This is a genomic window from Buttiauxella cochleicola, from assembly GCF_021282405.1.
GTDB lineage: Bacteria > Pseudomonadota > Gammaproteobacteria > Enterobacterales > Enterobacteriaceae > Buttiauxella > Buttiauxella massiliensis.
In genome coordinates this window covers 63,339-75,585 of record NZ_JAJSOU010000014.1, presented here as the reverse complement: position 1 = coordinate 75,585, position 12,247 = coordinate 63,339, and the positions used below count along the sequence as shown (strand labels likewise).

Genomic DNA, 12,247 nt, shown 5'->3' with positions numbered 1-12,247 from the left:
GTCTAAAGGTCTTCCGGCCACGGAAAATGCTCCGCTGCCAGCGGCGGGGTTTTGTAATAGTCCCGCAGCGCTTCAATCAGTTTTGCCGTACGAGCCGGGATGCCTTCTTGCAGGTAGATCATCACCTGCGCATGCACACGACGCTGGAACGCGATTCTGTCCGGGTCAACATCCCCGCTCAGGTTGTCGCAGCTCACATTGAACGGGAAGTTTGCTGCCACACACAGCAACCATTCTTGCGCTTGCGGCTTCACTTCCACGTCTTCGAATTTACTTTGTGTTTCGGCATCACGCCCATCCGGGCAATACCAATAACCGAAATCCACCAGTTCACGGCGCGCTTTGCCCGCAATAAGCCAGTGAGAAATTTCATGCATTCCGCTGGCGTAATAGCCATGGGCAAACACCACGCGGTGATAAGGAATTTCCTCATCAGCAGGAAGATAGATCGGTTCGTCGTCGCCTTTAATCAGACGTGTATTAAATTCGTCTTTAAAGCAGTTATCGAAAATGTCGATAAGTTCCTGATAATGGTGTTCTGTCGTTATTGTCATATTTGCTGTTGTCATCTCAAACTATCCCCAACCAATGGAGAATCTCCGGTCCGTGGCTATCAAATAAGAGTTTGGCGCTCATCACCGCTGACACGATAACTATCATCGGACGGATCAGTTTTTGCCCTTTACTCAACACGAGGCGTGATCCCATTCGCGCCCCTAAGAACTGCCCGGCCATCATTACAAAACCGGTTCCCCAAATCACTTTCCCGCCAATGATAAACAAAAGCAGGCCGCCGAGGTTTGATGTAGCGTTTAATACTTTGGCGTGAGCCGTAGATTTTGCGAGGTTAAAACCGCACAGCGTGACGAACGCTAGTGCGTAAAAAGAGCCAGCACCTGGGCCAAAGAAACCATCATAGAAACCGACGCAACCACCTGCAACCAGCGCAAATGGCAGGCCGTATAAACGGCGCTGTCGGTCTTCTTCACCAAGTTTTGGCATCAGTAAAAAGTACAGACCAATACAGATCACCAGCAGCGGCAAGATTTGACGCAACACGTCTGATTTTACGTATTGAACCAGCAATGCCCCGGTTGTTGAGCCGATAAACGTCATCAGAATATTCAGTTTCTGCTCTTTAAGATCGACCACTTTGCGGCGAATAAAATAGAGCGAGGAAGAAACCGACCCCCCACAGGCCTGGAGTTTGTTGGTCGCCAAAGCATGTGCAGGTGACATTCCCGTTGCCAACAACACAGGGACGGTAATCAAACCGCCGCCGCCTGCCAGTGAATCAATAAACCCTGCAAGCATGGCGACAAAAAACAACATCACCAGCATCAGGGGGGAAACCATAAACCATTCCATGAACTTATCCGTTAGAGAACGTGCTCATCCAGCAAGGCCTGACAAGAGGCGGGTAAAGGGGGCGGAGTTTTCTTTTTCGGCGGTATGCTGCCCGGAGGCGGCGGCGCAAACCAGCTTTGCAGCTCAGCGCCACAACCGTCACCTGGCGGCGGTAATGGCTGATCTTCACACTCGAGGCTATCTGCCGGGCAACGCAGACGCACGTGCATATGCGCGCGGTGAGCAAACCACGGGCGCACTTTACGCAGCCAGTCGCGATCGGCACCCGCATCCAGACAAAGTTGCTGCTTGATAGCCGGATTGACAAAGATCCGCGTGACGTCATTATCTTTCGCCGCAAGCTTAATCAGGCTGCTGATTTCTGGCTGCCACAAACGCGGCACCACATGCTGATTATCACTGGCGACTAAATCCAGCGCCTGCGGTTTGAGAAGCTGAGCGGACGTCCAACGTGCTTTCGGGAGTTGCAAAAAAATATCAACATCCAGGCCGCTTTGGTGGCTGGCGTGGCCAGAGCTAAAACGCCCACCAGCAGCCATTCCCATATCACCAATCAATAACGTGCCAAGGCCAAGTTGCGTCGACTGGTTACTGAGACGTTGAATAAACATCACTAAATCGGGATGACCGAAATAGCGACGTTGGTCCTGTCTCATCACCTGATAGCGAGGATCGTTAAGCGGCAACTCGTGGGCACCCACAATGCAGCCGTTAGAGAATGCACCAATAGATTGCGGGCTTCCCGCAATCGGATGACTAATTTTCTGCCACGGCGTCGCAGCAAAAGTAGCGGTACTGGCAAGCAATGCCAGCAGCCCCACGAGTGTTTTTTTCATCGCATTACCAGCGCGGCAAAGGGAAAGTCACGTCACCGTTTTGAGCACGCTGACGCAGCATATGATCCATCAATACAATCGCTACCATGGCTTCGGCAATCGGAACCGCACGAATACCCACGCAAGGATCGTGGCGACCACGCGTGACCATCTCAACTTCTTCGCCTTCGCGGTTAATAGTGCGCCCTGGGACCATAATGCTGGAAGTCGGTTTCAGCGCCATATTGGCCACAATCTGCTGGCCGCTGCTGATGCCACCCAGAATGCCGCCAGCGTGGTTGCTCTGGAAACCTTCTTTGGTGATTTCGTCACGGTTCTGGCTTCCACGCAGACTTACCACGCCAAAACCTTCGCCAATTTCCACGCCTTTCACGGCGTTAATGCTCATCAGCGCATGGGCGATATCAGCATCTAAGCGGTCAAATACAGGTTCGCCAAGGCCTGGCGGCACGTTGTCGGCAACGACAGTGACTTTCGCGCCGATGGAGTCACCCTCTTTTTTCAACGCGCGCATCAGTTCGTCGAGCGTTTCGATTTTGTCCGGATCCGGGCAGAAGAACGGGTTCTGTTCAACCTGATCCCAGTCTTTGATTTCTAACGGCACGTCGCCCATTTGCGTCAGGCAACCACGAATAATAATGCCGTATTTATGCGCCAGATATTTTTTAGCAATCGCCCCAGCCGCCACACGCATCGCGGTTTCACGTGCTGAAGAACGACCACCGCCACGATAATCGCGCAGGCCGTATTTTTGTTCGTAGGTGTAATCTGCGTGGCCCGGACGGAACACGTCTTTGATAGCGCTGTAATCTTGCGAGCGCTGATCGGTATTTTCAATCAACAGGCCGATACTGGTGCCGGTAGTGACACCTTCAAATACGCCGGAAAGGATCTTCACCTGATCGGGTTCGCGGCGTTGCGTGGTGTAGCGTGAGGTCCCCGGGCGGCGACGGTCGAGATCGTGTTGTAAATCGGCTTCGGTAAGCGGGATGCCTGGCGGCACACCATCAACGATACAACCCAGCGCGACACCATGGGATTCACCAAAAGTCGTTACGCGAAATACTTGTCCGATAGAGTTTCCTGCCATTTTTCACGGCTCCTTACCGTTGTCATTTTTGTTGTGTTGTCAGCAAAAGAAGACGGGCCATAAGGCCCGTCTACACGATTAGTCTTTGTAAATACTGAAATGTTCACGCGCATCGATAAGCTGCGATTTAGTCAGCATAAATACGCCGTCACCGCCGTTATCGAACTCAAGCCAGGTGAACGGCACATCAGGATACTGGTCCATCAGATGCACCATGCTGTTCCCGACTTCACAAATCAGGATACCGCCATCGGCGAGGTAGTCCGGTGCACATGCCAGAATACGACGCGCCAGTTTCAGGCCATCTGTCCCCGCAGCCAGACCTAATTCCGGCTCGAATTTGAACTCACCCGGCAGGTCAGACATATCTTCCGCATCCACATATGGTGGATTAGTGACGATAATGTCGTACTGCACTTTTGGCAGGTCACGGAACAGGTCGGAACGCATTGGCGTTACCTGGCTTTCCAGGCCATGCTCAGCGATGTTTTGCTCAGCAACTGCCAGCGCATCAAGAGAAATATCGACCGCATCCACTTCCGCATTCTGGAATTCGTAAGCACAGGCGATAGCGATACAGCCGCTGCCAGTACACATATCAAGAATATGGTGTGGTTCCTGGTCGAAAAGACCCGCGAAACGGTTGGTGATCAGCTCACCAATCGGGGAACGCGGCACCAGCACACGCTCATCAACATAAAACTCATGGCCGCAGAACCAGGCTTTGTTTGTCAGATAGGCCACCGGAATACGCTCATTAACACGACGAATTACACGCTCAACGATGCGATGACGCTCGCTTGGTGTCAGACGTGCGGTGCGCATATCTTCAGGAATATCCAGCGGCAGATAGAGACTTGGCAGCACTAACTGAACGGCTTCGTCCCACGGATTATCCGTGCCGTGGCCATACCAGACATTGGCGGCGCTAAAACGACTGACTGCCCAGCGCAGCATATCCTGAATGGTGTGCAGCTCATTAACTGCCTCATCGACGAAAATTTTATCCACGTTGCCCTCCGCAGGCCGTTCGCGCTAATTCAATAATCGATTAGTTTGCCATGAAGGCCGCGACAAATCAGCATTTCAATCGCGCTCAGCGTGGGGAAAATGACGTTTTATTTAGCGATGAACGGCAAACCAGGTAAACTGACGCAATAGCAGAAGCGAGACGAGATACCAATGAAGAAGAAAACTCCGCTCAGCGCTGACGATCAGAACCTTTTCCGTGATCTGATGAGCGGCACAAAAAAATTGACTCAGGACACGATTGTTCATCGCCCAATACGCAAAAAAGTGCAGGAAGTTCCGGTAAAGCGACTGTTGCAGGAGCAGGTTGATGCCAGCCACTATTTTTCTGATGAATTCCAGCCGCGTCTGGCAACAGAAGGCCCCACACGTTACGTGCGCGAAGACGTCAGCCATTTTGAGCTGAAAAAAATACGTCGCGGAGATTATTCGCCGGAGTTATTCCTCGATTTGCATGGCCTGACACAGATGCAGGCAAAGCAGGAATTAGGCGCGTTGATTGCGGCCTGTCGGCGTGAGCATGTTTTTTGTGCCTGTGTGATGCATGGCCATGGTAAGCATGTGTTGAAGCAGCAAACGCCACTGTGGCTGGCTCAACACCCACACATAATGGCATTTCATCAGGCACCAAAAGAGTACGGTGGTGATGCTGCATTGTTGGTGTTGATTGAAATCGAAGAGTGGCTACCGCCGGAGTTGCCGTAATCCTGAGCCCGCACCCCGCGGCCCCAGAAATACAAAGAGCCGCTATTATAGCGGCTCTTTTTTCATGCTTACGGCTATCAGATAGCTTTAGCTACCTTCAAATTACACGGACTCATCTGCCAGTTGAACACCCCTTTCCCTGTTTCAGGATCAAGAGTGACATTAGCAATGGCAGAGGTACTGAACATCGGTGGTGTTTCCTCTGGGCACAGCTCAGACACCAAATAACCGACTAGCGGTAGGTGAGAAATCACCAGCGCCGACTCAACCCCTTCATTGGCCAGGGCTTGCAAATAGCAGCTCACCAGACCTACATCGCCGCACGGTGTCAATTCCGGCAGAATGTCTTCTTTACCTGGAAGAGTCAGTGCTTCCCGCACAACATCCAGGGTTTGTTCGGCTCGCAGATAAGGGCTCACCAGAACACGTTCGATATCCACAACCTGACCTTTCAACCAGGTCGCCATTACTCGGGATTCATCACAACCACACTGGGTGAGCGGACGTACCGAGTCACTGGCGGCATCGAGAGCTGCGTCGCCGTGACGCATGATAAAAACTTGCATATTGCACCGCTTTTGTTAACCAGGAATGCTTGAATTCCCCTGAAACCTACGTGGAGAAATTCAGCAGCCGGGCATTGTGCCTTATCCGTACATCGAATGAAACGCTGTTTTTTACCTCAATGGTGCAAGTATAGTCAATCACTGTTTATTAAGTGAGCGACCAGCATCCATTCACCGAACCATATAATCATGATTCTTTGACTACATTTCCTTCACCGGGGTTCACTTTCCCCCAGAAAATTCGTTGCTCTTCGACCATTTGTAAAAGTCTTTCACAGGGAGTAAAACGCTCCCCGTACTGACTGGCCAGACGTTGCAGTTGTGCGACGACTTCACCCGCCCCCAGGTTATCCATATAACGGAACGGGCCACCAAGGAACGGCGGAAAACCAATACCAAACACGCCACCGATGTCACCATCGCGGGCACTGCGAACAACACCTTCATCGAGGCATCGAGCCGCTTCATTAAGCATCATCATCACGCAGCGTTGTGCGATTTCATTTTCTGCCAGTTGCCCTTTGGGTGAAACACCGAGCAGAGTATAGATTGCAGGGTCGACCTGCTTTTTGCTTCTACTCCCTTTCCCTGAATAAAGATAGAAACCACGCCCGTTTTTTCTACCTTTGCGATCGTCATTCAATATTGCTGCAATTTCTGACGGCGCTGCAAAACGATCTCCGTAAGCTTGCTGAAGTATAGGACTAATTTTAGTCCCCACATCAATTCCCACCTCATCCAAAAGTTGGATTGGGCCGACCGGGAAACCAAACGCTACCAGCGCATTATCAATCTTATCGACAGGCTCCCCTTCCACGAGGCAACGCATCGCTTCGTTAACGTAAGGTGCCAGAATACGGTTGACGTAAAACCCGGCGCTGTCGCCAACAACAATCGGTGTTTTGCCCTGTTTTTTGGCAAGTTGAACGGTCGTGGAAATGGTTTCCGCACTGGTTCCCGCATGTGGAATCACTTCCACCAGCGGCATTTTATCCACCGGGCTGAAGTAATGCAGGCCTATCACTTGTTCTGGACGTGCGGCATTTGCCGCAATATCAGCAATCGGCAGTGAAGACGTGTTTGAGGCAAAAATGGTATGTGGTGCAGCATTTTGCTCTATCTCCGCGACCATTTTTTGCTTGAGAGCGAGATCTTCAAAAACCGCTTCCACGACGATGTCGCGATTGTGGAAACCGTGATAATCGGTACCACCGCAGATACGCGCCATTTCACGCTGGCGCTCAGCCGCTTTCAGATGTCGACGGCGTACTTTTTTATCCAGCAAGTCCCAGCTGTATTTCAACGCATGGTTAATGCCATCGTGATTAATATCTTTGATGCGTACGGGCAATTTGCCTTTAGTCGCGGTGACAAAAGCAATCCCTCCGCCCATTAATCCGCCACCTAACACACCTACTGCATTTATAACTCGTGGTTGAGCATCAGCCCCATGTTCTTTTTTAAGCTCGGTACTGGTAAAGAATAACCCGCGCAAAGCCACCGATTGCGGTGTCATAGCCAACTCGCCAAAGGCTTTCGCTTCCGACTCGTATCCGCTAAAACTCCCCTGCCCAAGACCAACTTTTATCACATCGATAATGCGCTGCGTGGCAGGATAATTACCGCGAGTTTTTTGCTCAGTTTTCTTACTCACCATGCTGAACAATAAAGAACGCCCAAGCGGACCGGCTAAAATACGCTCTCGAACCGGCAATGTGCGCGATGCCTGACGGCCTTTGCCCACCAGCTCAACTGCTGCCGTCAGCAGAATTGACTGTGGCACAACTTCATCCACCAGCCCCAATTTCAGCGCCTGGCGTGGACGTAATTGTTTACCGGTCAGAATCATATCAAGTGCATTGCTGACGCCAATCAAACGCGGTAAACGCTGTGTGCCACCCGAGCCAGGCAGCAGGCCGAGCTGCACTTCCGGCAGCCCCAGTTTTGTTTTCTCGTCATCAGTACAAATACGTGAATGGCAGGCCAGTGCCAACTCCAGCCCACCGCCGAGACACGCACCATGAATCGCCGCAACTACAGGAATCGGCAAGGCAGCAATTTCAGCCATAATTTGCTGCCCCTGATGTGCCAGTGCCTGTGCTTCTTGCGCACTCTGGCAGCTTGCAATCATGTTTATGTCAGCACCGGCAATAAAGTTATCCGGCTTGGCAGAGATAAATATCAGCCCCTGCAATGCCGTGTTATCGCGAACCTGTTTGATAATGTTATGTACTTCGGGCCCGAACGAGGCTTTCAGAGTGTTCATCTTTTCGTTCGGCACATCGATAGTCACTATCGCGATATTGTCGAGACGGATATGTAAGTGGAAAGCAGAAGTCTGTTCCATTATTCGGCCTCCAGAACCATTGCAGCACCCAGGCCACCTGCGGCGCAGGCGGTCACCAGGCCAAAACCTCCACCACGACGGCGCAATTCATGTAGCGTTTGCGTGATCATTCGAGCACCGGTTGCGGCAAATGGATGCCCATAAGCAATCGAACCACCCAGTACGTTAAATTTCGCATCGTCGACTTCCCCCGTGGCATGGGCACGGCCCAATACATCACGTGCAAAACGCTCACTGGCAAGCATTTTCAGGTTAGCTAGCGTTTGTGCGGCAAAGGCTTCATGCATATCGAAAAGCGTCAGGTCATTCAAAGTGATGCCCGCTCGCTCAAGCGCCAGTGGGGTAGCCCAAGCCGGGCCCAGCAGCATATCTTTCCAGACATCAACGGCGGTGAACGCATAGCTGCGTAAATAGCCCAAAGGCTTCAAACCCAACTCTTTGGCACGAGATTCCGTCATTAAAATAATCGCTGCCGCGCCATCGGTTAATGGCGTGCTATTGGCGGCGGTGACCGTGCCATGTTTGCGATCGAAGGCTGGACGTAGCTTTGCGTAATCAGCAATTGAGGAGTTTTGGCGAACGTTGTTATCTTCGCTGAAAGGCTGGCGATATGGCGGTATAAAGGCGGTCATCACCTCATCAGCCAGTTTCCCTTCTCTCCAGGCGTTGGCCGCTTTGGTATGAGAGCGATGCGCGAGAGCATCTTGTTGCTCACGCGTAATCCCGTGAGTTTTCGCCATTTGTTCGGCGGTGTCGCCCATACGCAAGCCCGTTGAATATTCAGCAACAGCAGGAGGTACCGGTAATAAATCACGTGGGCGCAAACGCGCGAATAATTTCAGACGCTGGCCCAAAGTACGCGCCTTGTTCACATCCACTAATGTGCGGCCTAACTTCTTACTAACGCCAATCGGCAGTACAGATGAGGAGTCGGCACCACCAGCAATACCTGCTCGGATCGTGCCAGCCATTAGGCTTTCAGCCACATTCGCTACGGCCTGGAAGCTGGTCGCACAGGCACGGCTCACGCTATAGGCATCGGTATGCACACTCATTCCGGTGCCGAGGACAATTTCGCGGGCGATGTTTGGCGCTTCCGGCATCTGGACGACCTGGCCGAAAACCAGTTGTTCGATAATTTCTGGGGGAATTTCGCTACGTGCCAACAGTTCGCTGACCACCATATTGCCGAGGTCGACAGCAGGTATGCCGTGAAATGCCGTAGCCTGACGGGCAAACGGGGTGCGTAACCCACTGACAATAGCAATACGGTCGCCCTGACGGGTGACCAGCGGAAGTGCCTGACTCATAACGCTCCCCTATTCTTCCCTTTGTGTATGAATCTACAGCTGCATTGCTGTAACTTCCTATTTCTGGGAATAAAATTGTAAATGACCAATAGTGGTCTGACCTGATCATAGTTTTAACCAAAAAGTTACAATCAGCCAACCGGGGGACTAAAAATTTGGGAGGGGGAACACGCTTTAAGAGAGGAAAATGACGCTCTCAGGGACGAGAGCGTCAGGAAATATTAACGCAGGCCCAGCTGGAAGATCATGGTTTCAGCCTGGCAGCTGAAAGTGAAATCGATATCCAGACGAACGCCGTCAGCTTCTTCAGTATAACGAGGGACGATCTGGCAAGGTTCAGATTCTGCGGCACGTGCTTTCTCAGTCAGCGCAGCCAGAGTTTCGTCAGCTTCAGCGCGGGTCGCGAACACGCGGCTGTATGTTGCTGTGCAGTCGGTGTTATCGATGATAGAGCCGACATCAATACAGCAGCAAACCGGGGTTTCATCAGCAGTGTTCTTACTCATTTTATGATTTCCTCTGTATTTAAAAGGCAAAATGTTTTCAACGAATCTTGTCTATTTTACGCTCCCTGTTGAAGCGACTCCAGTCGTTAATCTTGTCAAAATCCGTAAGTGACCCAAATCACACTTAAAAATGATCTAAAACAAGATTCACCCATTTTGCTAAGTGACGAAGAACCCGATTTTGCCAGTCAGATCTCGTTTCGACGATCAAATTTGAAAATTCTTAGATACAAACTTGCAACATCCCATCTGGTCAGACCTATACTCTCGCCACTGGTCTGCTTTCTCTGTAACAGAACAGACCCTACTATTCGCGCTCCTGTTACGGTATGTAACATTGTTTGTATAAAAATAAATCCATTATGAGGTTTTGGTCATGAGCCAGAAAAACCTGTTTACAAAGTCAGCCCTAGCGGTTGCAGTGGCAATTGTCTCATCGCAGGCCTACTCAGCCGGCTTTCAATTAAACGAGTTCTCTTCCTCAGGCCTAGGCCGAGCTTATTCAGGGGAAGGTGCAGTTGCGGATAACGCGGGCTCCGCCAGCCGTAACCCTGCAACTATCATGATGTTTGACCGCCCTTCCTTCTCCGGTGGCGCAGTGTTTATAGATCCAGACGTTAATATTTCTGGTAGCTCACCCTATACCGGACGTAGCACCGCTGCCGACAACATCGCGCCAACTGCGTGGGTACCGAACCTGCATTTTGTTGCGCCAATCAATGAACAGTTTGGTTGGGGGGCTTCAGTTACCTCCAACTACGGCCTTGCTACAGAATTTAACAATAATTATATCGCTGGTGAATATGGTGGCAAAACCGATCTGACCACCTTAAACCTGAATCTTAGCGGTGCTTATCGTTTAAATGACAACTGGAGCTTTGGTCTTGGCTTTGATGCTGTTTACGCTAAAGCAAAAATTGAACGTTACGCAGGTGAACAAATCTCTGGTATAGGCCTTGCCACTCCAGGAACCCAAATATCCCACATGAAAGGTGACGAGTGGGGTTATGGCTGGAACGCAGGTATTCTTTATGAAATCGATAAAGATAACCGCTACGGCTTCACCTACCGTTCCGAAGTCAAAATTGACTTCGATGGTGATTACAAAAGTAATATTCCTGCCCAAGCGAATGTTATCCCTGGCGCAGGTACAGCTTTCCCATGGGGAACCAGCGGCCAAACTGTCCCAGGTTCTCTGACCCTGAACTTACCTGAAATGTGGGAGTTGTCCGGTTATAACAAAGTAGCGCCGCAGTGGGCTATCCACTACAGCGTGGCTTACACCAGTTGGAGCCAGTTCCAGGAGCTGAAAGCCACAGGCACCAACGGACAGACTCTGTTCTATAAAGATGAAAGCTTCAAAGATGCGTACCGTATTGCTTTAGGTACCACCTACTTTATGGATAAAAACTGGACCTTCCGTACCGGTATCGCGTTCGATGACAGCCCAGTTCCGGCAGACAAACGTTCGATCTCCATTCCTGACCAGGATCGCTTCTGGCTCAGTGCTGGTACTACCTACGCATTTAACGACGATGCTTCTGTAGACCTGGGCGTTTCCTACATGCACGGTCAGCACGTTGAGATCAAAGAAGGTGATTACACCTTCCAGTCTGAAGGCAAAGCCTGGCTGTACGGTATGAACTTTAACTACGCATTCTAATAGTTAATAGTGACAAAAAAGGCGAAACCTCGGTTTCGCCTTTTTTATGTTTATTACCCACTCAATGCTTACTGAGAGTCGATATCTTTCAAGTCATCTTCAATTGCTGCAGCATTCGGATTTGCTGATGGTGAAAGCTTCCCACCGTTAGCAATAAAGTCGTGGCTCTGGAAGTATGCTTCTCGAACCAAAATGTACGGATCGGATGACTGCTTGAGCAAACCATCAGAGTCCAACAGTTGAGCACGAGTTTCGATCCCTTCAACTGTCCATTTGCCGATAGACATCGGCCAGGTCAACCACGATAGCAGCGGATAGAGCGTATCGGCATAATCACCACCTTCATCACGCAGTGTAAAGCTGCCATAGAACGGTAATTGCACATACGGGCCGTAGCCCACGCCATAGTGGCCGAGTGTTGAACCAAAGCGATGCGGTTCTTCACGCTGGAGTTTAGGGTTCGCCATGCCAGCCACGTCGATAAAACCACCCATACCGAGCATTGTGTTCAGGAAGAAGCGCGTAAAGTGCACCATCCCCTGATACGGGTTACCCTGAATGAAGAAGTTCACCATTGTGGCGGGTTCTTCCAGGTTGCTGGTGAAGTTACTTATCCCATTACGAGCCGGTTGCGGCACATAATCACGCCACACCACAGCCACCGGGCGCACAACATACGGGTCCAACACATTAAAGTTGAAGTTGTACATTGTACGGTTGAACCCTTCAAATGGGTCCGAACGCCCCTGCGGCTGTTGATCGGCAGAGCTGGCGCACCCGACTAAAAGTGTCGTGGCCAACGCCAGTCCGGTCAGGCGGAAATTCAT

At 51.0% G+C, this 12,247-nt stretch carries 12 protein-coding genes; 2 read left to right on the top strand and 10 right to left on the bottom strand.

What is annotated here, in order from left to right:
• Positions 1–2 precede the first annotated feature (2 nt).
• From LVQ79_RS17775 to prmB, 5 genes are all read right to left on the bottom strand, one after another.
• Entirely contained in the window at positions 3–548 is a 546-nt protein-coding gene (locus tag LVQ79_RS17775; RefSeq protein ID WP_232865971.1) for an elongation factor P hydroxylase, read from the bottom strand.
• Positions 549–570: 22 nt separating this feature from the next.
• Positions 571–1,368: a sulfite exporter TauE/SafE family protein gene (locus LVQ79_RS17770; RefSeq protein ID WP_172893554.1), complete on the bottom strand. Its 798-nt coding sequence runs from the start codon at positions 1,366–1,368 to the stop codon at positions 571–573.
• A gap of 11 nt (positions 1,369–1,379) precedes the next feature.
• A complete protein-coding gene (gene mepA / locus LVQ79_RS17765) occupies positions 1,380–2,204 on the bottom strand; it encodes a penicillin-insensitive murein endopeptidase (protein WP_232865948.1) in 825 nt (274 codons plus the stop codon).
• 4 nt (positions 2,205–2,208) lie between these two features.
• Positions 2,209–3,294, bottom strand: coding sequence for a chorismate synthase (gene aroC, locus LVQ79_RS17760; protein ID WP_232865947.1), 1,086 nt, complete (start codon positions 3,292–3,294; stop codon positions 2,209–2,211).
• 78 nt (positions 3,295–3,372) lie between these two features.
• Positions 3,373–4,305 carry a 50S ribosomal protein L3 N(5)-glutamine methyltransferase gene (gene prmB / locus LVQ79_RS17755; protein WP_151995285.1) on the bottom strand — a complete coding sequence of 311 codons (933 nt, stop codon included), beginning with the start codon at positions 4,303–4,305 and terminating at the stop codon, positions 3,373–3,375.
• A gap of 171 nt (positions 4,306–4,476) precedes the next feature.
• Between prmB and smrB the strand changes: the two genes are divergently transcribed.
• Positions 4,477–5,028, top strand: a complete 552-nt coding sequence (smrB, locus tag LVQ79_RS17750) for an endonuclease SmrB (RefSeq protein WP_232865946.1) — start codon at positions 4,477–4,479, stop codon at positions 5,026–5,028.
• A 77-nt stretch (positions 5,029–5,105) separates the two neighbouring features.
• On the opposite strand, the gene sixA is transcribed toward smrB, so the two are convergent.
• The 4 genes from sixA to LVQ79_RS17730 form a co-directional block, all read right to left on the bottom strand.
• Complete coding sequence (gene sixA / locus LVQ79_RS17745) at positions 5,106–5,594, bottom strand: phosphohistidine phosphatase SixA (protein WP_064512773.1); 489 nt, start codon at positions 5,592–5,594, stop codon at positions 5,106–5,108.
• A gap of 187 nt (positions 5,595–5,781) precedes the next feature.
• Positions 5,782–7,941: a fatty acid oxidation complex subunit alpha FadJ gene (gene fadJ, locus LVQ79_RS17740; RefSeq protein WP_232865945.1), complete on the bottom strand. Its 2,160-nt coding sequence runs from the start codon at positions 7,939–7,941 to the stop codon at positions 5,782–5,784.
• Complete coding sequence (gene fadI, locus LVQ79_RS17735; RefSeq protein WP_232865944.1) at positions 7,941–9,251, bottom strand: acetyl-CoA C-acyltransferase FadI; 1,311 nt, start codon at positions 9,249–9,251, stop codon at positions 7,941–7,943. The genes fadJ and fadI overlap by 1 nt, the downstream gene beginning before the upstream one ends.
• A gap of 221 nt (positions 9,252–9,472) precedes the next feature.
• A complete protein-coding gene (locus LVQ79_RS17730; protein WP_064512780.1) occupies positions 9,473–9,757 on the bottom strand; it encodes a YfcZ/YiiS family protein in 285 nt (94 codons plus the stop codon).
• 370 nt (positions 9,758–10,127) lie between these two features.
• Between LVQ79_RS17730 and fadL the strand changes: the two genes are divergently transcribed.
• On the top strand, positions 10,128–11,420 hold the full coding sequence (gene fadL / locus LVQ79_RS17725) for a long-chain fatty acid transporter FadL (RefSeq protein WP_502258316.1): 1,293 nt from the start codon (positions 10,128–10,130) through the stop codon (positions 11,418–11,420).
• 68 nt (positions 11,421–11,488) lie between these two features.
• Here the strand turns inward: fadL and mlaA are convergent, their stop codons facing one another.
• Positions 11,489–12,247 carry a phospholipid-binding lipoprotein MlaA gene (gene mlaA, locus LVQ79_RS17720; RefSeq protein ID WP_232865942.1) on the bottom strand — a complete coding sequence of 253 codons (759 nt, stop codon included), beginning with the start codon at positions 12,245–12,247 and terminating at the stop codon, positions 11,489–11,491.